Genomic DNA, 22629 nt, shown 5'->3' with positions numbered 1-22629 from the left:
GAGTGGACGGCGAGTCACGCGCCGATAGAGCATCCGATCGTCGAGTGGATGTCCAATCGTTCAGAGGGTCGGGAGGATCGAGAAGGTCGCGAAGAGCTGGAAGAGCTGGAAGAGCGGAACGTGCGGGACTCTGGGAGCAGGGAGGTGCAGGACCCGGACCCGGCGCCCGAAGTCGGCACCGGCGAGGCGCAGCACCCGACCCCAGCGAGGGGGCGCACCCTACTGCGGCAGCGGCGGATCTTCAATATTGAACGAACCGTTCTCGGCTACTAGAAAGGGGGAGGGCACTGAGCCCGCCCCGGCCACAAGCCGGGGTACTCCCTCGAGAGGATCCTCAACGATGAGATCATCATTCCGTCAGCGTTCCATCCGGGCGGCCGTCTGCACCGCAGCGGCGATCGGCCTGCTGGTGGGTTCGGCGACCACCGCCACCGCGGCCGTCGCGGAGCCGTCCACCCCCGTCCCGGTGAATCCGCCGGACGGCACCGTCATGAGCTACGTGGTGAACGCCGGCAAGGCGAACCCGGGTCAGGTGCGCAAGGTCGAGAAGGCCGTCACCGAGGCCGGAGGCGTCGTCGTGCAGACGTGGCCCGAGATCGGCGTCGTGGTCGCGCAGAGCGACCGCGCGGCGTTCCGCGACCGGGTCAAGGTCACGGGCAAGAACGCGGTCGAGGCGGTCGGTGCGACTCGCACCGTCGAGGTCTCCGACCGGGTGCAGGGCCCGCAGGTGCCCTGGGGTCCCGGTGCCTCCGGTTGGAAGCAGGGCGGCAAGAACAAGCGCGTCGACGTGGACGAGCCCACCACGCCGGTGCCCGCGAAGGCGGGCGACGCCATGGAGGCCCAGCAGTGGGACATGGCCATGATCAAGTCCGATCAGGCGAATGCGATCACCGACGGCAGCCGCAAGGTGCTCGTCGGCGTGCTCGATTCCGGCATCGATCCGAAGCACTCCGACCTGGCGCCGAACATCGACGTCGCGAACTCGGTGAACTGCACCGTGGGCGGCCGGCCCGACCAGACGGCCGGCGGATGGGAGCCGACGACCTCGGATCACGGCACGCACGTGGCCGGTACGATCGCCGCGGCCCGCAACGGTACGGGCATCGTCGGCGTCGCCCCGAACGTGCGCCTCGCCTCGGTGAAGGTCGTGAACGACGACGGCTTCATCTACCCCGAGTACGCGATCTGCGGATTCATGTGGGCCTCGCAGCGCGGCATGGACGTGACGAACAACAGCTACTACGTGGATCCCTTCGAATTCTGGTGCGATGACCAGCCCGATCAGGCTGCCGTGCGCGAGGCGATGGCGCGCGCCGTGAACTGGTCCACCTCGCGCGGCGTGGTCAACGCGGCCGCTGCGGGCAACTCGGGACTCGACCTGACCGTGAACACGCGCGACGAGGGCAGCCCGAACGACGCTGCGGCTCCGACGCCGCGCACCATCAACCAGGGCTGCAAGGACATCCCCGCGCAGATCCCCGGCGTCGTCACCGTCTCCTCGGTCACGCAGACCGGACAGCTCTCGTACTTCTCGAACCGCGGGCTCGGCGAGATCGACGTGGCGGCACCCGGATCCCGGATCCTGTCGACCCTGCCCGGCGGCGGCTACGGCCTGAAGAGCGGCACCTCGATGGCGACTCCGCACGTCGCGGGTGTGCTTGCGCTCATGAAGTCGGCGCACCCGAACCTGACGCCGGCGCAGCTGACGGCGAAGCTCAAGGCGGATGCGACCCCGACGCCCTGCTCGGCGCCCGAGCGCGGCGCCGGCGCGGCTTGCGTGGGCACGACGGCGCTGAACAGCTACTTCGGTACGGGCCTCGTGAACGCGCTGAAGGCGGTGCAGTAGGGGAGCGGACCCCGACCGGCGGGGCCGGGATCGTCGGTCGGCGGTCCCGGCCCCGCTCCGCGTTCAGCGGCGGTCGGCGCTCCCGGCGCTCCCGGCGCTCCCGGCGCGGCCGGCACGACCGTGCCGTGCCCCGCGCACACGCAGGTAGCCGCGGATCGGGCGGATCGCGAGCGCCACGAAGATGAGCGCCGATGCGGCCCACGGGATCCAGGGGTCGTCGTCGTTCGTCGGGAGGAGGAAGAACAGCGCCGCGAGCCCGCCGCAGACGAGCAGCGCGATCCCCAGCAGGAGCTCGGGGAGCAGCCCGGGGAGCGGCTCAGGGGGAGTCCGCTGCGACGCGTCCGGTCCCTCCGCGGCCGGTCGCTCGGCCGCGGAACCACCGGACCGCTGATCCGCCCCGAGCCGGCGCAGCATCGCGATCACGGCGGCGCCGGCGCTCAGTGCGGTGAGGGCGACGACCACGAAGAACAGCGGTCCGTGGGCGAGCCCCAGCGGCCGCTCCCAGCACCACAGAGCCGCGGCACCGACGGCGCCGAGCGAAAGCCCGGTCCAGGCGACCCAGCGCGCGTTCGACGGCGCGTGGCGGCCTCGGGACTGCGGCACCTGCGGGCCTCCGTCGGAGTGGTGTGGGGGAAGGATCGGACCCTCCGATCGTATCCGGACTCCTGTCGCGCATTCGGCACTCCTACACTGGCGATATGACGCACGATCCGCATGCCTGGCAGCCCGACGTCCTCGGACCGGGGTTCGCGCAGCGCACGATCCCGCTGGGGGAGGACGACGAGGGACCGCTCGTCGCGACCCTCGTGCGATCGCTGCCCGGCGCCGTGCGCTTCACCGACCGACTGGCGGGCCGCTCGCGGATCGTCCACCCGCTCGCGGGGGTCGACGTGCTCTACGTGCACGGCTGGTCCGACTACTTCTTCCAGCGCGAGCTCGCCGCCTTCTATACGAGTCGCGGAGCGCGCTTCTTCGCGCTCGACCTCCGCAAGTACGGGCGCAGCCTGCGACCGGGGCAGACGCCGGGCTTCATCGAGGATCTCGCGCAGTACGACGCCGAGATCGGTGCGGCGCTCGAGATCATGTCGGCCGAGCCGGCGCACGGGGGATCGGCGGCCTTCGGCGGGCGGCCCCGGCGCCTGCTGCTCATGGGTCACTCGACCGGCGGCCTGATCCTCAGCCTGTGGGCCGACCGGCATCCCGGGGTGGCCTCGGGGTTGCTGCTCAACAGCCCTTGGCTCGAGTTCCAGCTGCCGGGGAGGATCCGGGCGAGCATCGCGCCGCTCGTCGACCTCAGCGCCCGCTTCAACCCGCGCGAATCCGCACCTCAGTTCGACTTCGGCTACTACACGCGGGCGCAGCGCGCGGTCGCCGACGCGGAGCACCCGCTCGACGTGAACACCGAGTGGCGGCCGGAGCAGGCGATGGCGGTGCACGCCGGGTGGTTGCGCGCGATCCTGCGGGGGCACAGCGAGGTGGTCGAGCGCGGGCTGCGCATCGCGGCGCCCGTCGGTGTGCTGCTGTCGCGACGGTGGATCTCGCCGATGCGCTGGAGCGAGGAGCTGACGAGCGTCGACTCCGTGCTCGACGTCGACGAGATCGCCCGCGCGGCGACCAGGCTCGGGCCCACCGTGACCATCGAGCGCATCGACGGCGCCCTGCACGACGTGTTCCTCTCGCGGCCGCCGGTGCGCGCCGAGGCGTATCGTCGACTCGAGGTGTGGCTGCGCGGCTGGATCGCGGAGATCGGCTGAGCATCGGCGCTCGCGCGAGACACTAGGCTCAGCACTATGGATATGCGGGTGGCGGCCTACGCGGTGATCGAGCGGCGCGGCTCGATCCTGCTCACGCACTGGCGCCGGGGTCGTATGCACGGGTGGACCCTGCCGGGCGGCGGCATCGAGAACGGCGAGGATCCGCAGCAGACGGTGGTCCGCGAGGTGCTCGAGGAGACGGGGCTCACGGCGAAGACGGGCAAGCTCCTCGGCGTCGATTCGCGGGTCATGATCCGCGAGGAGGTCGAGGACGGCCAGGATCCGCAGCTGCACACGATCCGGATCGTCTACCGGGCGACCGTCGCCGACGGACCGCTGCGGCACGAGGTCGACGGGTCCTCCGACGAGGCGCGCTGGGTGCCGATCCGCGAGATCCGCTCGCTCAAGACGCTCTCCCTCGTGCAGACCGGGCTGCGCATGGCGGGCATCTCGCTGCGGAGCTCGAACGGACGCTCGGGATCCCGGCGTTCCCGGCGCTCCGGCGGTGGCTCCGGAAACGGCGCCGCGGTCGCGGGCACCGGGGGATCGCAGCCGAAGAAGGCTGCGGCGGATCCGCAGCGGAGCGGCGAAAGCGCTCCGAAGGGTGCCGCGACGAAGAGTTCGGCTCCCCAGAGCTCCGGGCAGAAGTCCGGAGCCGCGAGGTCGGGCCCGCGCCGGGCACAGAAAACGGGTGGGTCCCGCACCGCGGAACCCACCCGGAAGTCCGACTCCGCGACCGACTGATCGGCCGCCGAATCCGGCCTACTCGCCGGACTCGGGAGCGACCCAGAGCTCGTCGTCGCTGCGGAACGCCTGCCACAGGGTGTAACCGACGCCCACGGCGGCGGCGATGCCCAGGCCGAGGGCGATGAACCCGCCCACGCCGCGCTTCTTCTTCTGCGGGGCCAGGAAGCCGCGCTTCTCGCCGAAGCGGCGCACCTGCTGCGCGCCTTCGGCGTTTTCGAGCTGCTCGAGGGTGCGCACCGTGCTTGCGAGCGCGCCGGCCACGAGCGGCGCGGTCGCGCGACGCACCTGCTCGGACGCGCGTCGGGCGGCGAGGATGCCCCGGTCGACCTGCGGCCGAACGGTGGTCATCGCGTCGTTCACCCGTGGGGCCAGGTGCTCGTCGCTCAGACGACGGGCCTGGGAACCGGCGGCCTGCAGCACCTCCCCGGCGTGGCCGAGCACGATGCGCTGCTCGTCGAGCACGTCTTGCGCGTGGTTGCGCAGTCGACGCAGCTCGCGACGGTTCTTGCGAGTGAGTGACATGGGAACCTCCGATGCTTCCGCAGGGTCGCGTGCCACCCACGCTACACCGAAGCGGCGCACAGTGCCTCCCAAAGCGCTGGCCGTAGAATTACTGCCATGACTCTTCACACTGCGGTCGCGACCGTTCACACCAACCACGGCGACATCGTCATCAACCTCTTCGGCGACCACGCGCCGAAGACCGTCAAGAACTTCGTCGACCTGTCGAACAAGGGCTTCTACGACGGCGTCATCTTCCACCGCATCATCAAGGACTTCATGATCCAGGGCGGTGACCCCACCGGCACCGGCACCGGCGGCCCGGGCTACAACTTCGACGACGAGATCCACCCGGAGCTCACCTTCGATCACCCGTACCAGCTGGCCATGGCCAACGCGGGCAAGCGTCCCGACATGACCGGTCGCCTCGCGGGCACCAACGGTTCGCAGTTCTTCATCACCACCATCGCTCCGGCGTGGCTGAACGGCAACCACACCATCTTCGGCGACGTCGCCGACGACGCGTCGAAGGCCGTGGTCGATGCGATCGCCGCGGTGCAGACCGGTGCGATGGACCGTCCCGTCGAGGACGTCGTCATCACCGGCGTCGATATCGCCGAGGTCTGAGGCGTGAGCCTGGGCGGGTCGCGGCCGGAGTTCGGCGAGCGCGCGGAGTACGGTCCGAACGACGTCTGCTACCGGCATCCGGACTCGCCCAGCTTCACTCTCTGCCAGCGCTGCGGCCGCACCATCTGCGCGCAGTGCCAGATGAACGCCCCCGTCGGCGTGCTGTGCCCCGAGTGCATGCGCGAGCTCCGCGGGGGCGCTCGTGCGTCCGGGCGCGGACCCGGCCGCACGCAGAATCGCGCCGCGCGCAAGGTCACGGTGATGGGTCGACGGCTCGCCGCGACCGATGCCCCCGTGGTGACCTACGGGATCATGATCGCCTGCGTGGTGGTCTGGGGCGCGCAGCTCCTCATCCCCGACGCGACCCGGGCGCTCTGGTTCGCGCCGGCGCACGCGGATCCGCAGCTGTACCAGCCGTGGCGCTTCATCACGGCGATGTTCACGCACTCGACGGGCAGCATCTTCCACATCCTCTTCAACATGCTCACGCTGTGGCTGTTCGGCCGCAATCTCGAGCAGCTGCTGGGCCGCCTCCCGTTCTTCTGGCTCTACATCTTCTCGGGGGTCGGCGGATCCATCGGCACGATGCTGTGGGCGTACGCCGACCCCGCCGCTGCGCTCGTGCCGACGGTCGGCGCCTCGGGCGCGATCTTCGGCGTCATGGGTGCGACGCTCGTGGCGTTCCGCGCGGCCGGCGTCAGCATCACCTCGCTCGCGGTGCTCATCGCGATCAATATCGGCATCGGGTTCCTGCCGGGCAACAGCGTGTCCTGGCAGGCGCACCTCGGCGGCCTCGCTGTCGGCGCGCTCACCATGTGGATCCTGGTGCAGACCCGCGGCCCGCGTCGCAGGGGCGCACGGATCGGTGGATTGATCGGGCTCGGCGCGGTGCTCATCGCGCTCACGTTCGCGTACTTCGTCGTGTCCCCGCTCCCTGCCGCAGTGCTGATCTGACCTGGTCAGCGCCGGATTCCCGGCGCCGGTGACTCGAAAAATCACACCGGTGTAGTTCGTCCCCAGTTGGGGAGAAAACTGTGGATAAGTCTGGGTGTTAACGCTTCCGGGGTGTCTGCTCCGGGCGGGGGATCCCCACGAAAAAGCCGCCCGCCGCATCTCAGGATGCGGCGGGCGGCTTTTTCGCGTTCGGGTGGGGCTACTTCCACCAGGGGGTCATGAGGAAGCCGATGAGCACGAGGCCGAAGCCGATGAAGATGTTGGCCTGGCCGAGCATGGGGATCGGCAGCTGCAGCGAGGAGCTGGTGATGTAGTAGAGCACGATCCAGAGCAGACCGAGCAGCATGAAGCCGAACATGACCGGCTTGAACCACACCGGGTTCGGGGCGTCCTCGCGGGCCTCGCGCGCTTCGGCACGGGTGCGCGTCACCTGGGACGCCTTGCGCTTGCTCACGTCTTTTGCAGCTGCTGCCATACCCACGAGTCTATCCGGTAACCGACGGGGACCCGCTGATATTCCCGTTCCCACTAAAGGTGCCGGGGACACTAAGATGGATCCCGGAGGTTAAAGTCATCATGACCAGAAGTTCCGGGATCGACGTGGCCGTGTCCACCGCGATCCTCACTCTGCGCAGAACCGACCGCGGCGTCGTGCTCTCGCTGCCGCTCGTACGTCGCACCCGCGAGCCGTTCGCCGATCGCTGGGCGCTGCCGGGCGGCTGGCTCACCGCGACCGAGGCTCCGGTCGGCGCAGCCGCTCGCACGCTCGCCGAGACCACGGGTCTCGCCCCCAGCTACCTGGAGCAGCTCTACGCCTTCGGCGCCGTGGACCGCTCGCCCAGCCGCGTCGTATCGATCGTCTACTGGGCGCTGCTCCGCTCCGACCAGGTCGATGCGCAGAGCGCCGAGTACCGGCGCACGGGCCTCGCCCCCGAGAACGTGCGCTGGTTCGACGCCGACGACCTGCCGCCCCTGGCGTTCGACCACGCGCAGATCATCGAGTACGCGCTGTGGCGCCTGCGCAACAAGGTCGGCTACAGCCGCGTGGCCCAGGGCTTCCTGCCCGAGGAGTTCACGCTCGCCGAACTGCGCGAGGCCGTCGAGACGATCCTCGGACGCAGGCTCGATCCGGCGAACTTCCGCCGCCAGGTCGAGTCGAGCGGCACGCTGATCGCCACCGACGAGTTCCGCACCGGCAACCATCGGCCCGCGCGGCTCTACCGGTCCAGTCCCGACGCCGAACTGGCCGACCGCGGTCCCCTCTCCTCCGAAGAAATGAGCATCCGATGAGCACCCCCGTCTCCCTCGATCCCTCCGTCGACCACCGGATCCTCGAGCTCGTCGCGGTGGGCGACGACGGCGTCTGCAGCACGGATCTCGCCGCGGGCCCGTGGACCTTCGACGGGGTTCCCGGCTACGGTCCCGGATCCTCGATGGGCGACGTGATCCCCACGGGATCTCCGCGCCAGGGCGAGCTTCCCGCCGCGTACCGCGAGGCCGACGAGGCCGATCTGGAAGCGCGGATCGTCGCTGCGCGCGAGACTCTGGGCGACCGGGTCGTCGTGCTCGGGCACTTCTACCAGCGCGAGGAGGTCGTCCGGCACGCGGACTACGTCGGCGACTCCTACCAGCTCGCCGTCGCGGCGAAGCGGCACCCGGAGGCCGAGGCGATCGTGTTCTGCGGCGTCCACTTCATGGCCGAGACCGCCGATCTGCTCTCGGGGCCCGAGCAGGCCGTGATCCTGCCGAACCTCGCCGCCGGCTGCTCGATGGCCGACATGGCCGACATCGATCAGGTCGAGGAGTGCTGGGAGCAGCTCGCCGAGGTGCTCGGCCCGCTCGACGTGCCGGACGCCGACGGACTCCTGCCCGTGATCCCCGTCACCTACATGAACTCCTCCGCGGCGATCAAGGGCTTCGTGGGGCGCAACGGCGGGATCGTGTGCACCTCGTCGAACGCGCGGACCGTGCTCGAGTGGGCGTTCGCGCGGGGGCGCCGCGTGCTGTTCTTCCCGGATCAGCACCTGGGCCGCAACACGGCGAAGGAGATGGGCGTCGCGCTCGACCGCATGCCGATGTGGAATCCGCACCGCCCGCTCGGCGGGTCCTCGGCCGAGACGCTGGTCGATTCGCGCGTGATCCTGTGGCACGGCTTCTGCTCGGTGCACCGCCGGTTCACGACCGCGCAGATCGACCGGGCCCGCGCCGAGCATCCCGGGGTCCGCGTGATCGTGCACCCGGAGTGCCCGATGGAGGTCGTCGACGCCGCCGACGAGGCGGGATCCACCGCGTACATCCGCGAGGCGATCGAGGCCGCGACGGAGCCGACGGTGTTCGCGATCGGTACCGAGATCAACCTGGTGCGGCGCCTCGCGGCGCAGCACCCGCAGCACGAGATCTTCTGCCTCGATCCCGTCGTCTGCCCCTGCTCCACCATGTATCGGATCCACCCCGGCTACCTCGCCTGGGTGCTGGAGGAGCTCGTCGCGGGACGCACGGTGAACCGGATCGAGGTGCCCTCCGCGGTCGCGGATCCGGCCCGCGTCGCGCTGGAGCGCATGCTGGCGGCGCGGCCGTGAGAGCGATCGTCGTCGGCTCCGGGATCGCCGGGCTGACCGCGGCGCTGCGCGCCGACGAGCTGGGCCACGAGGTCGTGCTCGTCGCGAAGGGTGCGCTCGGCGACGGCTGCACCGCGGCGGCGCAGGGCGGGATCGCGGGCGCGTACGGCCCGGGTGACTCCGCCGAGCTGCACGCGAGCGACACGCTGCGCGCCGGCGCCGGGCACGGGGATCCCGCGGCCGTCGCCGCGCTGACGGCGGGTGCCGGTGCCGCGATCGATCGGCTCGTCGCGCTGGGAACGCGCTTCGACCGCGACACCGCGGGCCGGATCGCGCGCGGGCTCGAGGCGGCGCACACCCTGCCGCGCATCGCGCACGCCGGGGGCGACGCGACGGGGGCCGAGATCTCGCGGGCGCTGGTCGCGGAGCTGCGCGCGCGTCCGCGGATCGCGGTGCGCACCGGGGAGATGCTGGCCGATCTGCTGGTGGACGATGCCTGCATCATCGACGGTCCGTTCCCGCCCCGCGTCGTCGGGATCTCCCTGGTCTCCGGCGAGACCATCGAAGCCGATGCCGTGGTGCTCGCGACGGGCGGTGCCGGGCGGCTGTTCGCGCGCACCACGAACCCGGCGGGCGCCACGGGCGACGGGATCGCCGCGGCGCTCCGCGTCGGGGCCCGGATCGCCGACCTGGAGTTCGTGCAGTTCCACCCGACCGTGCTGGCCGAGGGCGAGCCCTTCCTGCTGACGGAGGCGCTGCGCGGGGCCGGCGCCCTGCTGATCGACGCCGACGGGCGACGGTTCCTGGCCGACGTGCACCCGGACGCCGAGCTCGCACCGCGCGATGTGGTGGCGCGAGCGGTCGCCGCCCGCGCCGCCGAGACCGGGGCACCCGTGCGGCTCGATGCGACCGCGCTCGGCGCCGAGGCGCTCGCGCAGCGATTCCCCACGGTGGATCGCGAGCTGCGCCGGCGCGGCATCGACTGGGCCCGCGAAGCGGTGCCCGTGACCCCGGCCGAGCACTACCTGATGGGCGGCATCGAGACCGATCGTTCGGGCCGCACCTCCCTCGCCGGGCTCTTCGCCGTCGGCGAGACCGCGCGCTCCGGCGTGCACGGCGCCAACCGGCTCGCCTCCAATTCCCTGCTCGAGGGAGCCGTGTTCGGTGCGCGGGCGGCGGAGGCGCTGGCGGGCACGGCATGGTCGAGCAGCGGATGGCCGGTCGACGCGTGGCCCGAGGAGACGTGGTCGTTCGACGGCGGCTCGGGCGCGTACCTCGACGCGGAACCCGCCGATGCATCGCGCACCGCGCCGCCGAGCGGCCCGGCCTTCTCGCGGCCCGCCCTGCAGCAGCTGATGTGGGAGCACGCCGGTCTGCTGCGCAGCGAGGCCGGCCTGGCCGAGGCCGCACAGGTGCTCGACGGCTGGGCCGCGGAGGCCGCGGGCACCGCACCCGCATCGGGCGATGTCCGAGCCCAGGAGGACGCGAACCTGCTGCTCCTCGCCCGCGCCACCGTCGCGGCAGCCCGCGCCCGCACCGGATCCCTCGGCGCCCACCACCGACTCGACGGCGGAGCCGAGGCGCTCCGCCCCGCACCCGAACCGATCGGAGCACGATGATCCCCCAGCACACCCTCACCCGCACGGTTCAGGCGGCGCTCGAGGAGGACGCGCCCTGGGGCGACCTCACGAGCACGGCGTTCCTGCCCGAGGAGGCGCGCGCCACCGCCGACCTCGTCGCGCGCGAACCGGGCGTCCTCAGCGGGGGCGACGTCTTCGCCGCGGCGTTCGCGCTCACCGATCCGGGCATCGACGTCGAGCTGTGCGCGGCCGACGGCCACCGCTTCGCGGCCGGCGAAGTGCTCGCCTCGGTCACGGGCCCCGCACGCGGGATCCTCACCGCCGAGCGGGTCGCCCTGAACTTCGCGCAGCGCATGAGCGGGATTGCGACCGTCACCGCCGAGTACGCGGCGGCCGTCGCCGGCACGGGCGCGCGCATCGCCGACACCCGCAAGACCACGCCGGGCCTCCGCGCCCTCGAACGGCACGCGGTGCTGAGCGGCGGCGGCGGCAACCACCGGCGCACCCTGTCGGACGCCGTCATGGCGAAGGACAACCACCTCGCCGTGCTGCGCGCCCAGGGCCTCGACCTCGCCGAAGCGCTGCGCGCCGGCATCGCCCGGCTGCCCCACACCACCCACGTGGTGGTCGAGGTCGACCGGCTCGACCAGATCGAGGCGGCTCTCGCGGGCGGGGCGCACACCGTGATGCTCGACAACTTCTCGCTCGACGACCTCCGCACGGGCGTCGCCCGCATCGCCGGCCGCGCCGCGGTCGAGGCCTCGGGCGGCGTGCACCTCGGCACGGTGCGCGCCATCGCCGAGACCGGCGTCGACGTCATCTCGGTCGGCGCGCTCACCCACTCGGCGCGCGCCCTCGACCTCGGCCTGGACGTGCGGATCGACTGATGCTCTACGCCGACCACGCCGCGACCGCCCCGATCCGGCCCGAGGTGCTCGACGCCATGCGCCCGGCGCTGACCGGCGCCTTCGGCAACCCGTCGAGCCACCACACGGCCGGCGAAGCGGCGGCCGCGCTGCTCGAGGACGCCCGGCGCCGGGTCGCCCGCGTGCTGGGCGCGCGCACCGGCGACGTGGTCTTCACCTCCGGCGGAACCGAAGCGAACAACCTCGCGCTCAAGGGCATCGCGCTCGGATCCGGCACGGATCGGGTGCTCACCACCCCGATCGAGCACGAATCGATCCTCGCCTCCGTCGACTACCTCGAGCGCTTCCACGGTGTGCGCGGGACGCGGATCCCGGTCGACCCGACGGGCCGGCTCGAACCGGAGGCGCTCGATGCGGCGCTCGAAGCGGCGCTCGCCGCAGGGGACGAGCGGGTCCTCGTGAGCTTCGCGCACGCGAACAACGAGGTCGGGACGGTGCAGGACGCCGCGGCGCTCGTCGCGGTGGCGCGGCAGCGCGGCGCGATCGTGCACGTCGACGCCGTGCAGTCGGCCGGATGGCTCGCCCTCGACGGGCTCGGGGCCGATGCGGTGTCGATCGCCGGGCACAAGCTCGGGGCGCCGAAGGGGATCGGCGCGCTCGCGGTGCGGGGCCGGGTGCCGATCGAGCCCCTCGTGCACGGCGGCGGGCAGGAGCGCGGACGGCGCTCGGGCACCGAGAACGTAGCGGGCGCGATCGGGCTCGCGACCGCGCTCGAACTCGGCGAGGCCGAGCGGGAGGCCGTCGTCGCCCGCGTCGGCGATGCGACCGCCCGGTTCGCGGCCGAGGTGCTGCGGCTCGTGCCGAGCGCGCGTGCGACGGGGGATCTCGCCTTCGGTGATCCGGCCCGCAGGCTGCCCGCGACGGCGAGCTTCACCCTCGCCGGTGCGAGCGGCGAGTCCGTGCTGCTCGAGCTCGAGCGCCGCGGCGTCGTCTCGTCGAGCGGATCCGCGTGCGCGGCGGGCAGCGACGAGCCATCGCACGTGCTGCTCGCGTGCGGCATCGATCCCGCTGTCGCGCAGACGGCGATCCGCTTCACCTTCGGCCGCGCCCCCATCGCCCATCCCGAGGGTCTCGCGTCGCTCGTCGCCGCGTCCGTGGCGGCGGTCGTCGGGCCGTGACGGCCGGGCCGGGCACGCGGCGCGAGAACACAGGAGGCCCAAAGGACTTGTGCACACTGCGCACGTAGAATGAGCGAATGGTCGATCCCTCCGATTCGCGGCGCGCCCGCCGCGAACAGCGCGCGTCGTCGCCCCGACGCGACCCCGATCTCGACGCCGTGCGCTCGCTCGGCTTCGAGGTCACCGAGCCGCCCCGGCAGGCGGCTCCGCGCGCGAACGCCTCCGGCGGGGGCACCTCGGGTCGCGGTCGCAAGCGCCGTCGCGGCCGGCTGAGCCCGCTCACGGTCATCGGCGAGCTGCTGCTCGTCGCCGGCATCGCGGTGTTCGGATACCTCGTCTGGCAGCCGTGGCACACGGGCCTCGCCGTCGTCGATAAGCAGGCCGGCCTGTCGGCCGACGACTCGGCCAAGTGGCGCGAGCAGGCGGCCGAGCAGCCCAAGTGGGACGGCAAGGTCCCCGTGGTGCCGAAGCCCGAGGCGGCGCAGGTGTTCGGCGTGCTCTACGTGCCCGCGTTCGGCAAGACCTACGCCAACCGCATGGCCGAGACCACCGACTGGTGGACCGTGCTCAACCTCGACGAGAAGGGCATCGGGCACTACCAGAACACGCAGATGCCCGGTGAGCCCGGCAACTTCGTCGTAGCGGGGCACCGCTCCGGGCCGCTGATCAACTCGTTCCGCGAGATCATGAACCTCCGCGTCGGCGATCCGCTGTACGTCGAGACCGCGCAGGGCTGGTACACTTACCGCTTCCGCAACGTCGAGTACGTGCTGCCGAACGAGACCGACGTGCTCAACCCGTTCCCGCGGCTCGACGGCACCCCGGGCAAGGATCAGATCATGACCCTGACCACCTGCCATCCGAAGCTCGCCGGCAGCGCCGAGCGCGCCATCGGCTACGCCGTGTTCGAAGACTACCGACCGCTGTCGGAGGGGCCGCCCCCGGCGCTCGCCAAGGTCAACCCCGATGTCGCGAAGCAGTCGAAGGATCCGAACGCCCCCGCCGGCAACCCCGTCGAGCACGCGGCCTCGCAGATCGGAAAGGTGGGCTGATGTTCTCCCTGCTCTGGCGCTTCTTCCCCGGTCCCGTGTGGCTCCGCATCATCGTGCTGCTGCTCGTCGCGGCGGCGCTCGTCTTCGCCCTCATCACCTATGTCTACCCGTGGGTCGCCATGCAGCTCTCCACGGAGGAAGTGACGGTCACCTCATGACGCGCATCCTGGTCATCGACAACTACGACAGCTTCGTCTACACCCTGAACGGGTACCTCCAGCAGCTCGGGGCGACCACCCGGGTGATCCGCAACGACGAGGTCGGTCTCGGCGAACTCGAGCAGCTCGTCGCCGACTACGACGGCGTGCTGGTCTCGCCCGGCCCCGGCACCCCGGCCGACGCGGGCGTCTCGATCGGCATGGTCGGCATCGCGCTGCGCACCGGTATCCCGCTGCTCGGCGTCTGCCTCGGCCACCAGGCCATCGCGGAGGCGCTCGGCGCGACGGTGACGCACGCCGAGGAGCTGATGCACGGCAAGGTGTCGCGGGTGCGCCACCACGGCGATGCGTTCTTCGCGGGCGTGCCCGAGGAGTTCGACGCGACCCGCTACCACTCGCTCGCGGTCGTCAACGGTACGGTGCCCGAGGACCTGGTGGTCACGGCCGAGACGGCGGGCGGCGTGATCATGGCGCTGCGGCATCGTGAGCTGCCCATCTACGGCGTGCAGTACCACCCCGAGTCGGTGCTCACCGAGGGCGGCTACCAGCAGCTCGGCAACTGGCTCGCGGTCACGGGTGCGGCGAACGCGGCCGAGGTCGCGGCGACGCTCTCGCCCCTGCTCGCGCGCGACTGAGCCGGGTCTGCACCGCCGTTCGACGGAGCCGCGGAATCCTCAGTTGATGATCTCGCCGTGCTCATCGTCGCGGATCGCCGCCAGGCGATCCCGCCACCCCTGCAGCGCTTCCGGGCTCTGCCGGGTCCAGTCGTCGACGACCGCGACGATGCGGAGCGGGTCCGCGCTGCGGTACGAGCGCGTCGGATTGCCCGGGAACTTCTGGTCGGTCACGTTGGGGTCGTTCTCGAAGTCGCCCGTCGGCTCGACCAGGTAGACGCGGGGTTCGCCGTCCCCGGCCGCCAGTTCCGCCGCGAGGCCTGCGCCGTCTCGCAGTGCCGTGAAGTAGATGTGGTTCATCACGATCTCGGGGCGGTAGTTCGAGCGGAACCCCGCCGCGAGCAGCTCGCCGACCCGCAGCTCGGCCTTCGTGCCGTGGAAGAACGGTCCCGCGTCGAGCACCTCGGTCATCGCCACAGACTACTCCGGCAGGTTCGGCGCCACCAGGGAGCCGACGCGCGGGCCGTCGGCCCGGGCGATCAGCCCGCGCAGTAGAAGATCTCGAGCTTGGTGCCCTGCGGCTGCTGGCCGGCGGTGGACTGCTCGACGATCGGCAGGTTCGCCGCCTGCGGGCAGCTGTTGCGCGGTGTCACCGTGACGTCGAGGCCGAGCCCGCTGAGCAGCGACTTGGCGGCGTCGAGCGACTGGCCCTTCACATCGGGCACGTTCACGCTGCCGCTGGCGATCGTGATCTGCACCGAGTCGCCCGGCTTGAGCCCGGTCCCGACGGCGGGACTGACCGCGAGCACGCGGTCGGCGGGCGCGACGGCGTCGTCCTGCTTCTTGATCACGCCGATCGAGAGGCCCAGATCCTCGAGCTTCTTCGTGTACTCGGCGACCGAGAGGTTCTGGAAGTCGGGCACGTCGGGCGAGACGGGGCCGGTCGAGATGAGGACCCGCACCGAGGTGTCGAGGTCGATCTTGCTGCCGCCGGCGGGATCGGTGCTGATCACGTGGCCGGAGGCGACCTTGTCGTCGCTCTGCTCGACCGGGACCGCGACGATGCCCATGTCCTTCAGCGTCTTGAGCGCGGCGTCCTTCTCGACGTTCACGAGCTCGGGTACCTGCCGGGTGTTGCTCGGCTGGATGTCCTTCGGCGCGAGGGTCATGAGCCAGAACACGACGGCGATGATGACGGCGCCGACGGTGAGGATCGCGGCCCAGGTCCACATCACCGGCGGGCGGCTCTGCGTGCGGGTGCCGCCGCCCTCGGAGAGCTGACGCAGCGCGAGCTCGGACTCGGAGACCTCGTCGCCGCCCGAGAACAGCACGTTGGTCTGGTCCTCAGAACCGCCGAGCTTCGGCATGGTGCCGGAGAGCGCGAGGGCGAGCGCCTCGCGGAACTCGGACGCCGACTGGAATCGGCGGGCGCGATCCTTCGAGAGCGCGTGCAGCACGATGCGCTCGAGCTCCGGGGAGATCGAGGGGTTGCGCTCGGTGGGCGGCTGGGGCCGTTCGCTGACGTGCTGGTAGGCGACCGCGACCGCGGTGTCGCCGCGGAACGGCACGTCGCCGGCCAGGAGCTCGTAGAGCAGCACGCCGACCGAGTAGAGGTCGGTGCGCGCATCGACCGTCTCGCCCTTCGCCTGCTCGGGCGAGAAGTATGCGGCGGTGCCGAGGATCGCGGTGGTCTGCTGCACCGTCGACGAGGTCTCGGAGACGGCGCGGGCGATGCCGAAGTCCATCACCTTGACCTGCCCGCTGCGGGTGATCATGATGTTCGCGGGCTTGATGTCGCGGTGCACGATCCCGGCGCGGTGGGAGTACTCGAGCGCGGTGAGCACGGCGTCGACCACCCGGCACGCCTCGGCGTGCGAGAGCGGGCCCTGGCTGAGCAGCTGGCGCAGGTTCTGCCCGTCGACGAACTCCATGACGATGAACGGCAGCCGCTGCGGGCCGTCGGCGGTCTGGATCAGGTCGTCGCCGGCGTCGAGCACGCGCACCACGCTGGGGTGCGCGAGGCGGGAGGCGGACTGCGCCTCCTGCCGGAACCGGGTGCGGAACTGCTCGTCGCCCGCCAGGTTCGCCTTCATCACCTTGATGGCGACCTGGCGACCCAGCTTGGTGTCGGTACCGCGGTAGACGGTCGACATCCCGCCCTGGCCGATGAACTCGCCGATGGCGTAACGACCGGCGAGGATTCGCTGCTCGCCGACGTCCGTGCTCTCGGACATGCTCACCAACCTTTCGTTGCTCGCGATCTTCTCAGTCTAAAGGGAGGATCCTGGGATCCCCGGACGAGGGTACCTTACTGGCTGCTACGGAGTCGGAGTCGGCGTTCCGTTGCTGTCACCGTTCGCATCGGTGGTGCTCGCCGCCTGCACCTGGATGGTGAGGGTGTCGGAGGCGGGAGAGGTGCGCTGGGCGGGGCCCGAGCAGGTGAAGGTGTAGCTCACGGTGAGCGGACCCGCCGTGTTCCCGGCCTTGACCTGGGCGCTGCCCTGGCTGGGTGGGCTGACGAGCGTGCCTCCGCTGACCTTCACATCGAAGCTGTCGACGGTGAGGCCGGTCGGGCAGCTCGCGGTGATGCCCTGCACCGTGAAGGTGTCGCCCGCGGTGACCGTCTGAGGCCCGCTCGGGGTCCCGGGCTTCGCGGCGTCGCCGAACTTCGCGCTGAAGGTCAGCACGATCGCCTCGTCGAACGGGACGTCGTTGCCGGTCGGGTTGACCTCGGTGACGGTGTTCACCTTGTCGTCGGGTCCGGGGTTGCCCGCTTCCGGCTTGACGTTCTTGAAGCCGAGGCCCTCGAGGTAGGCCTTCGCCTCGTCGGCGTTCATGCCCAAGAGCTTCCCGGAATCGACCACACCGGTGGTCGGCGCCTGCGTCGTCGTCTCCTTGGGCGTGGTCTTCGTGGGCGTGGTCTTCGTCGGCGTCGTCGGATCCTTCGGCTTGTCGCCGCCCTGGTTCATCAGCGCGATGGCGGTGCCGCCGCCGATGATGAGCAGGAGCGCGAGCAGCGTGATGAGCGGCCAGGTCCACGGGCTGCGCTTCTTCTTGGGCTTCTCCTCGACGTCGCCCTCGGGCTCGCCGTCGATCGGCAGGCCGAGCTGCGCGGTGCCGGGCAGCGCGGTGGTCTGCGGCAGCGCGGTCGTCGCGGCATCGGCGACCTGGGTCTGCGGCAGCACCTGGGTGGCGTCGGCCGGCGCGGTGCCGAGCACCTGCGGCACGTAGCTCGCCGCGAGGCGCACGTCGCCGCGGTGCAGCGCGGTCGCCGCCTGGGCGAGCTTCGCCGCGGTCTGCGGGCGATCCTCCGCGGCCTTCGCGAGGCACGCGTAGACGAGGTTGCGCACGGGTGCGGGGATGTCCTCGGGCAGGTCCGGCGGGGTGTCGTTGATCTGCGCCATCGCGATGGCGACCTGCGACTCGCCCGTGAAGGGGCGCTTGCCGGCGAGGCACTCGTAGGCGACGACGCCGAGCGAGTAGATGTCGGTCGACGGCGTCGCGGTGTGCCCGCTCGCCTGCTCGGGCGCCAGGTACTGCACGGTGCCCATCACCTGGCCGGTGGCGGTGAGCGGCACCTGGTCGGCGATCCGTGCGATGCCGAAGTCGGTGATCTTGACGCGACCCTCGGGCGTGATCAGCAGGTTGCCCGGCTTGATGTCGCGGTGCACGAGGCCGGCGTCGTGCGCGGCCTGCAGTGAGGTCGCGGTCTGCGCGACGATGCCGAGCACGCGGTCCGGCGGCAGCTTGCCCTCGCGCTCGATGATGGTCGAGAGCGGTTCGCCGGGCACGAGCTCCATGACGATGTACGCGGAGCCCTGCTCCTCGCCGTAGTCGAACACGTTGGCGATGCCCTCGTGATTGACGAGCGCGGCGTGCCGCGCCTCCGCGCGGAACCGCTCGAGGAACCCGGGGTCCCCCATGTACTCGTCCTTCAGGATCTTGATCGCGACGGAGCGGCCGATGATGCTGTCGGTGGCTTTCCACACTTCGCCCATGCCGCCGACGGCGATCCGCGAGCTCAGCTCGTAGCGCCCACCGAACGTGACTCCTGCCGTAGGTCTCATTCGCTCAACACCGCTTCCATCACTTGTTTTCCGACCTTGGTCGGGAGCTCGTACGAGCTCCCGACGTTTCCAAACCGTTCGCCGCCGCCGTTCGCGATCACCACTGCCACCGCGATCTTCGGGTCCTGCACCGGCGCGAAGCCGGTGAACCAGAGAGTGTAGGGGCGGTCCGCGCCGTTCTCCTGGACACCGTTCTCCGCGGTGCCGGTCTTGCCGGCGACGCGCACGCCATCGATGGCGGCGAGGTGTCCCGTGCCGTCGGCGTCGGCGACCACACGCTCCATCATGTCAGTCATCGTCTGTGCCGTGGCCTTGGAGATGGGCTGACTGAACTCTTCGGCCGAGAACTTCCGCTCGACCCGCAGGTCGGGGGTGATGATCTCGTCGACGAGCTGGGGCTTCATGACGGTGCCCTCGTTGGCGATGCCGGCCGAGACCATGGCCATCTGCAGCGGCGTGGCGCGCACGTCGAGCTGGCCGATCGAGGCGCTCGCGGCCTGGGCCTTGTCGATGGGGTTCGGCGACGCGCTCTGGGTGACCTTGAGCGGGATCTGCAGGTCCTGCTCGAAGCCGAACTTGCGGGCCATGTCGGACACCGTGTTGAGGTCCATGCCCATGGCCATCTCGGCGATCGGGATGTTGCAGGAGAGGATGAGCGCCTTCTCGAGCGACACCTTGTCGCCGGGGCCGCAGGTGGTGCGCGAGGCGTTCTGCATCACGGAGCTCGACTGGGGCAGCGTCAGCTGCGCCGGGTTCGGGTAGGTGCTCGTCGGCTTGGCCTTGCCCGCCTCGATGGCGGCCGCGGCGGTGACGAGCTTGAACGTCGAGCCGGGGTGGTAGGTGTCGCCGGCGATCGCGCGGTTGTCGAGCGGCTTGCCCGGATCCGCGGTGAGCTGGTGGTAGTTCGTGATGATCTGCGCGTCGTCGTTCGACGAGAGCTTCGCGGGATCGAAGCTCGGGGTCGAGACCATCGCGAGGATCTTGCCGGTCTTGGGGTCGAGCGCCACGACGGCGCCCTCGAACCCCTGCATCGCGTCCCAGGCGGCGCGCTGCGCCTTGGCGTCGATGGTGGTCGAGACCGAGCTGCCCTGCGGCTCGACACCGGTGATGGTGCGCATGAGGCGCGTGAAGAACTGCGAATCGCCGATGCCCGAGAGCTCCTGGTTCATGGCCGACTCGAGACCGGTCATGCCCTGGGAGTGCGAGTAGTAGCCCGTGATGGGCGCGTAGATCTCGCCGTCCTTGTAGTTGCGGGCGAAGCGGTACGTGTCCTTGGTGGGGGTCGAGTACGCGACGGGGTTGCCGTCGACGAGGATCGATCCGCGCTCGACCTTGTAGCTGTTCTTGACCGTGCGCTGGTTGAGCGCGTTGGAGCGCAGATCGTCGGCCGAGACGAACTGGATCATGGTCACGGCGAAGAACAGCACGAAGAACATGCCGAACACGGTGCGGGTGAGGAGCTTGAGCGGTTTGTTCATGCGCGGATCACCAGCTTGGGTCGGTTGCGCACCGAGTTCGACAGGCGCAGCAGCAGGGCGACGATGATCCAGCTCGAGACGAGCGCGGATCCGCCTGCCGCGAGGAACGGTGCGGTGAGGCCGGTGAGCGGGATCACGCGCGTGACGCCGCCGACGACCACGAAGACCTGCAGCGCGAACGCGAAGCCGAGGCCGGCGCCGAGCAGCTTGCCGAAGTCGTCCTGCGCGGCGAAGCCGATGCGCAGGGCGCGGCCGACGAGCAGCAGATACGCCGCGAGCACGACGAAGAGGCCGATGAGGCCGAGCTCCTCGCCGAGGCTGGGGATGATGTAGTCGCTCTCGGAGACCGGGGTGTCCTGCGGGAAGCCCTGGCCGAGTCCTGTTCCGGTCATGCCGCCGTTGGCCATGCCGAAGAGACCCTGCACGAGCTGGTAGCTGGCGCCCTGCGGGTCGGCGAACGGGTCGAGCCAGTTCGCGAAGCGCTTGTGCACGTAGGCGAGGGTCTGGCTCGCGATGAGTCCGCCGGCGAGGAACAGGCCGCCGCCGAGGATGATCCAGCCGATGCGGCCCGTCGCGAGGTACAGCAGCGACAGGAACAGGCCGAAGTAGAGCAGCGAGGTGCCGAGGTCGCGCTGGAACACGAGCACCGACATGGCCGCCAGCCAGAACAGCAGCAGCGGGCCGAGATCGCGGCCGCGCGGGAACCGGATGCCGGCGAACTTGCGGCCGACCATGGAGAGCGCCTCGCGGTTGCGGATCAGGTAGCCCGAGAGGCAGACGGCCAGCAGGATCTTGGCGATCTCGCCGGGCTGGAACGTGAAGCTGCCGAGCTGGATCCAGACCCGTGCGCCGCCGCGTTCGATGCCGATGCCCGGGAGCATCGGCAGGAGCAGCAGCACGACCGCTGCGAGGCCCGTGAGGTAGGTGTAGCGGAACAGCACCAGGTGGTTCCGGATCACCGCGATGACGACGATGGCCGCCACGATGGCGATCGCCGACCAGACGAGCTGCTTGACCGAGAACGAGTCCCAGCCGGTGAGCTTCTTGGCGAGGTCGATCCGGTAGATCATCGCGATGCCGAGCGAGTTCAGGAACACGGCGATCGGCATGATCAGCGGGTCCGCGTCGGGCGCGACCCAGCGCACGGTGAAGTGCAGGCCCAGCACGGCGACCACGAAGAGGATCCCCGTGGGCAGCAGCGTGGTGCTCGGCTTGCCGCTCAGCGTCAGGTCGGTGATGACGACGGCCGCGACGCCGATCGCGAGCGCGAACAGCACGAGCGCGAGCTCGAGGCCGCGCAGCAGGCGCGGTGCGCGGATCGCGGTGATGCGCTGCAGCACGGTCTCGCTGGTGCGGGTCTGCTCGAAGGTGCGCGGCTCGCCGGTCTTGCTCTTGCTCATTTGCCGGGCACCCCCAGCCGCAGCACGATGTCGCGGGCCTCCGCGAGGGAGTCCGCGCTGAGAGTGCGCTTCACCTGGCGCTGCTCGTTGCCGTCGAGCGCGTCGAGCGGGATCTCGGTGTTCTCGGCGACCGAGTGCAGCGAGAACGAGCCGATGTCCTGCTGCACGCCGCGGTAGATGATCACGGTGCTGCCGTCGGTGCCGACGTAGTACCGGGTCTGGGTCCACTGGTAGCCGAGCACGAGCGCGGCCGCGATGCCGCCGAGGATCGCGAGCACGCCGAGCAGCCAGAGCAGGCGGCGCTGCCGGTTGCGGCGACGCGTCTCGGCGATGAGCTCGGCCAGGTACTCGTCGACGCGCGGCTCGAAGTGGCTCTCGGCGACGGGCGTCGCGCGGCGCACGGTGCGGCGGCGGTTGAGGATCTTGTTGCGGGCGGTGCTGATCCGCTCGCCGCCGGGGATCTCGGCCGCGGCGCTGCCCGCGAAGCGCGCGCCGGGCAGCTGCTCCTCGGGGATCGGCTCCGGGGTGGTCTCGACGAGCACGACGGTCACGTTGTCGGGTGCGCCGTGCGAGAGGCTCTTGTCGATCAGCGCGTCGACGGCGCCCTGCAGCGAGCTGCGCCGGCGCATGATCTTCTCGATGTCGACGTCCTCGACGTAGCCGCAGAGGCCGTCGGAGCAGAGCAGCCAGACGTCGCCGGGCACGGTGTCGAGCACCGCGGTGTCGATCTCGGGGCTCGAGTCCACGTCGCCGAGCACGCGCATGAGCACGGAGCGGCGGGGGTGGGTCTTCGCCTCCTCCTCCGTGATGCGGCCGCTGTCGACGAGGCGCTGCACGAAGGTGTGGTCCTTGGTGACCTGCTGCAGGCTGCCGTCGCGCAGCAGGTAGAGGCGGGAGTCGCCGATGTGGGCGAGCGCCAGGTGGTCGTCGACGGTCATGAAGCCGCAGAACGTGGTGCCCATGCCCGACAGCTCGGGACGGTCGGAGACCGTGGATCGGAGCATGCGGTTCGCGTCGAGCAGCGACTGGCGCAGGGTCGAGGTCGCGGCCTCGGGGGTCGCGAGCTGATCCTCGTCGAGTCGCGCCATGGCCTGCGTGGCGAGCGCGGAGGCGACGTCGCCGCCCGCGTGGCCGCCCATGCCGTCGGCCACCAGGAAGAGCTGCGTGCCTGCGAAGCCCGAATCCTGGTTGTTGGATCGCACCATGCCGACGTGGGAGCCGATGGCGCTCGCGAAACCGAATGCCACGG

22 protein-coding genes are annotated in these 22629 nt (G+C 70.9%); 13 read left to right on the top strand and 9 right to left on the bottom strand.

The window, feature by feature from the left end:
- The first annotated feature begins 340 nt into the window (after positions 1 to 340).
- Complete coding sequence (locus ABD169_RS01870) at positions 341 to 1846, top strand: S8 family peptidase (protein ID WP_344028600.1); 1506 nt, start codon at positions 341 to 343, stop codon at positions 1844 to 1846.
- Positions 1847 to 1909: 63 nt separating this feature from the next.
- On the opposite strand, the gene ABD169_RS01865 is transcribed toward ABD169_RS01870, so the two are convergent.
- Positions 1910 to 2449 carry a hypothetical protein gene (locus ABD169_RS01865; RefSeq protein WP_344028597.1) on the bottom strand — a complete coding sequence of 180 codons (540 nt, stop codon included), beginning with the start codon at positions 2447 to 2449 and terminating at the stop codon, positions 1910 to 1912.
- Positions 2450 to 2544: 95 nt separating this feature from the next.
- Between ABD169_RS01865 and ABD169_RS01860 the strand changes: the two genes are divergently transcribed.
- Both ABD169_RS01860 and ABD169_RS01855 read left to right on the top strand, forming a co-directional pair.
- Positions 2545 to 3600, top strand: coding sequence for an alpha/beta hydrolase (locus ABD169_RS01860; protein ID WP_344028594.1), 1056 nt, complete (start codon positions 2545 to 2547; stop codon positions 3598 to 3600).
- 36 nt (positions 3601 to 3636) lie between these two features.
- Positions 3637 to 4344, top strand: a complete 708-nt coding sequence (locus ABD169_RS01855) for an NUDIX hydrolase (RefSeq protein WP_344028590.1) — start codon at positions 3637 to 3639, stop codon at positions 4342 to 4344.
- Between the two features lie 18 nt (positions 4345 to 4362).
- Here ABD169_RS01855 and ABD169_RS01850 read toward each other — a convergent pair whose 3' ends face one another.
- The gene (locus ABD169_RS01850) at positions 4363 to 4869 is read right to left on the bottom strand and encodes a DNA/RNA helicase (RefSeq protein WP_344028587.1); all 507 of its coding nucleotides are present in this window, start codon (positions 4867 to 4869) and stop codon (positions 4363 to 4365) included.
- A gap of 96 nt (positions 4870 to 4965) precedes the next feature.
- On the opposite strand from ABD169_RS01850, the gene ABD169_RS01845 reads away from it, so the two are divergent.
- Together ABD169_RS01845 and ABD169_RS01840 are read left to right on the top strand one after the other, a co-directional pair.
- Complete coding sequence (locus tag ABD169_RS01845; RefSeq protein ID WP_046454953.1) at positions 4966 to 5475, top strand: peptidylprolyl isomerase; 510 nt, start codon at positions 4966 to 4968, stop codon at positions 5473 to 5475.
- Positions 5476 to 5478: 3 nt separating this feature from the next.
- Positions 5479 to 6429 (top strand): rhomboid family intramembrane serine protease, encoded by a 951-nt coding sequence (locus tag ABD169_RS01840; protein WP_344028584.1) that lies wholly within the window; start codon positions 5479 to 5481, stop codon positions 6427 to 6429.
- A gap of 199 nt (positions 6430 to 6628) precedes the next feature.
- Here ABD169_RS01840 and ABD169_RS01835 read toward each other — a convergent pair whose 3' ends face one another.
- Positions 6629 to 6904, bottom strand: a complete 276-nt coding sequence (locus ABD169_RS01835; protein ID WP_197074157.1) for a cell division protein CrgA — start codon at positions 6902 to 6904, stop codon at positions 6629 to 6631.
- Between the two features lie 101 nt (positions 6905 to 7005).
- On the opposite strand from ABD169_RS01835, the gene ABD169_RS01830 reads away from it, so the two are divergent.
- From ABD169_RS01830 to ABD169_RS01795, 8 genes are all read left to right on the top strand, one after another.
- Positions 7006 to 7719, top strand: coding sequence for an NUDIX hydrolase (locus ABD169_RS01830; RefSeq protein WP_344028581.1), 714 nt, complete (start codon positions 7006 to 7008; stop codon positions 7717 to 7719).
- Positions 7716 to 9008 (top strand): quinolinate synthase NadA, encoded by a 1293-nt coding sequence (gene nadA, locus ABD169_RS01825; RefSeq protein ID WP_344028578.1) that lies wholly within the window; start codon positions 7716 to 7718, stop codon positions 9006 to 9008. The genes ABD169_RS01830 and nadA overlap by 4 nt, the downstream gene beginning before the upstream one ends.
- Positions 9005 to 10606 (top strand): L-aspartate oxidase, encoded by a 1602-nt coding sequence (nadB, locus tag ABD169_RS01820; RefSeq protein ID WP_344028576.1) that lies wholly within the window; start codon positions 9005 to 9007, stop codon positions 10604 to 10606. The genes nadA and nadB overlap by 4 nt, the downstream gene beginning before the upstream one ends.
- Entirely contained in the window at positions 10603 to 11454 is an 852-nt protein-coding gene (gene nadC / locus ABD169_RS01815) for a carboxylating nicotinate-nucleotide diphosphorylase (protein ID WP_344028573.1), read from the top strand. Before nadB ends, nadC begins: the two co-directional genes overlap by 4 nt.
- Positions 11454 to 12611, top strand: a complete 1158-nt coding sequence (locus ABD169_RS01810) for a cysteine desulfurase family protein (protein ID WP_344028570.1) — start codon at positions 11454 to 11456, stop codon at positions 12609 to 12611. The genes nadC and ABD169_RS01810 overlap by 1 nt, the downstream gene beginning before the upstream one ends.
- 77 nt (positions 12612 to 12688) lie before the next feature.
- A complete protein-coding gene (locus tag ABD169_RS01805; protein WP_344028568.1) occupies positions 12689 to 13663 on the top strand; it encodes a class E sortase in 975 nt (324 codons plus the stop codon).
- Positions 13663 to 13821, top strand: a complete 159-nt coding sequence (locus tag ABD169_RS01800; RefSeq protein WP_168187906.1) for a hypothetical protein — start codon at positions 13663 to 13665, stop codon at positions 13819 to 13821. Before ABD169_RS01805 ends, ABD169_RS01800 begins: the two co-directional genes overlap by 1 nt.
- Positions 13818 to 14456, top strand: coding sequence for an anthranilate synthase component II (locus tag ABD169_RS01795; protein ID WP_336653347.1), 639 nt, complete (start codon positions 13818 to 13820; stop codon positions 14454 to 14456). The genes ABD169_RS01800 and ABD169_RS01795 overlap by 4 nt, the downstream gene beginning before the upstream one ends.
- A 39-nt stretch (positions 14457 to 14495) precedes the next feature.
- Here the strand turns inward: ABD169_RS01795 and arr are convergent, their stop codons facing one another.
- The 6 genes from arr to ABD169_RS01765 all read right to left on the bottom strand — a co-directional run bounded on the left by arr (position 14496) and on the right by ABD169_RS01765 (position 22627).
- Positions 14496 to 14906: an NAD(+)--rifampin ADP-ribosyltransferase gene (gene arr, locus ABD169_RS01790; RefSeq protein WP_344028562.1), complete on the bottom strand. Its 411-nt coding sequence runs from the start codon at positions 14904 to 14906 to the stop codon at positions 14496 to 14498.
- Positions 14907 to 14974: 68 nt separating this feature from the next.
- Positions 14975 to 16669, bottom strand: coding sequence for a Stk1 family PASTA domain-containing Ser/Thr kinase (gene pknB / locus ABD169_RS01785; protein ID WP_344028560.1), 1695 nt, complete (start codon positions 16667 to 16669; stop codon positions 14975 to 14977).
- An 84-nt stretch (positions 16670 to 16753) separates the two neighbouring features.
- The gene (locus tag ABD169_RS01780) at positions 16754 to 18502 is read right to left on the bottom strand and encodes a protein kinase domain-containing protein (protein WP_344028557.1); all 1749 of its coding nucleotides are present in this window, start codon (positions 18500 to 18502) and stop codon (positions 16754 to 16756) included.
- A complete protein-coding gene (locus ABD169_RS01775) occupies positions 18499 to 19980 on the bottom strand; it encodes a peptidoglycan D,D-transpeptidase FtsI family protein (RefSeq protein ID WP_336653343.1) in 1482 nt (493 codons plus the stop codon). The genes ABD169_RS01780 and ABD169_RS01775 overlap by 4 nt, the downstream gene beginning before the upstream one ends.
- Entirely contained in the window at positions 19977 to 21380 is a 1404-nt protein-coding gene (locus tag ABD169_RS01770) for an FtsW/RodA/SpoVE family cell cycle protein (protein ID WP_344028553.1), read from the bottom strand. Before ABD169_RS01770 ends, ABD169_RS01775 begins: the two co-directional genes overlap by 4 nt.
- Positions 21377 to 22627 (bottom strand): Stp1/IreP family PP2C-type Ser/Thr phosphatase, encoded by a 1251-nt coding sequence (locus ABD169_RS01765; RefSeq protein WP_336653341.1) that lies wholly within the window; start codon positions 22625 to 22627, stop codon positions 21377 to 21379. Before ABD169_RS01765 ends, ABD169_RS01770 begins: the two co-directional genes overlap by 4 nt.
- Between the last annotated feature and the right edge of the window lie 2 nt (positions 22628 to 22629).

Origin of the sequence: Leucobacter iarius (assembly GCF_039530105.1) — a bacterium.
Taxonomy (GTDB): domain Bacteria; phylum Actinomycetota; class Actinomycetes; order Actinomycetales; family Microbacteriaceae; genus Leucobacter; species Leucobacter iarius.
Note: the sequence above shows the minus strand (reverse complement) of the source record. Positions and strands in the feature narration are given on the sequence as shown.

Coding starts and splice junctions, on each gene's coding strand:
- ABD169_RS01870 (WP_344028600.1), top strand. CDS start 341: ATGAGATCATCATTCCGTCAGCGTTCCATCCGGGCGGCCGTCTGCACC.
- ABD169_RS01860 (WP_344028594.1), top strand. CDS start 2,545: ATGACGCACGATCCGCATGCCTGGCAGCCCGACGTCCTCGGACCGGGG.
- ABD169_RS01855 (WP_344028590.1), top strand. CDS start 3,637: ATGGATATGCGGGTGGCGGCCTACGCGGTGATCGAGCGGCGCGGCTCG.
- ABD169_RS01850 (WP_344028587.1), bottom strand. CDS start 4,869: ATGTCACTCACTCGCAAGAACCGTCGCGAGCTGCGTCGACTGCGCAAC.
- ABD169_RS01845 (WP_046454953.1), top strand. CDS start 4,966: ATGACTCTTCACACTGCGGTCGCGACCGTTCACACCAACCACGGCGAC.
- ABD169_RS01835 (WP_197074157.1), bottom strand. CDS start 6,904: ATGGCAGCAGCTGCAAAAGACGTGAGCAAGCGCAAGGCGTCCCAGGTG.
- ABD169_RS01830 (WP_344028581.1), top strand. CDS start 7,006: ATGACCAGAAGTTCCGGGATCGACGTGGCCGTGTCCACCGCGATCCTC.
- nadA (WP_344028578.1), top strand. CDS start 7,716: ATGAGCACCCCCGTCTCCCTCGATCCCTCCGTCGACCACCGGATCCTC.
- nadC (WP_344028573.1), top strand. CDS start 10,603: ATGATCCCCCAGCACACCCTCACCCGCACGGTTCAGGCGGCGCTCGAG.
- ABD169_RS01810 (WP_344028570.1), top strand. CDS start 11,454: ATGCTCTACGCCGACCACGCCGCGACCGCCCCGATCCGGCCCGAGGTG.
- ABD169_RS01805 (WP_344028568.1), top strand. CDS start 12,689: ATGGTCGATCCCTCCGATTCGCGGCGCGCCCGCCGCGAACAGCGCGCG.
- ABD169_RS01800 (WP_168187906.1), top strand. CDS start 13,663: ATGTTCTCCCTGCTCTGGCGCTTCTTCCCCGGTCCCGTGTGGCTCCGC.
- ABD169_RS01795 (WP_336653347.1), top strand. CDS start 13,818: ATGACGCGCATCCTGGTCATCGACAACTACGACAGCTTCGTCTACACC.
- arr (WP_344028562.1), bottom strand. CDS start 14,906: ATGACCGAGGTGCTCGACGCGGGACCGTTCTTCCACGGCACGAAGGCC.
- pknB (WP_344028560.1), bottom strand. CDS start 16,669: ATGTCCGAGAGCACGGACGTCGGCGAGCAGCGAATCCTCGCCGGTCGT.
- ABD169_RS01780 (WP_344028557.1), bottom strand. CDS start 18,502: ATGAGACCTACGGCAGGAGTCACGTTCGGTGGGCGCTACGAGCTGAGC.
- ABD169_RS01775 (WP_336653343.1), bottom strand. CDS start 19,980: ATGAACAAACCGCTCAAGCTCCTCACCCGCACCGTGTTCGGCATGTTC.
- ABD169_RS01770 (WP_344028553.1), bottom strand. CDS start 21,380: ATGAGCAAGAGCAAGACCGGCGAGCCGCGCACCTTCGAGCAGACCCGC.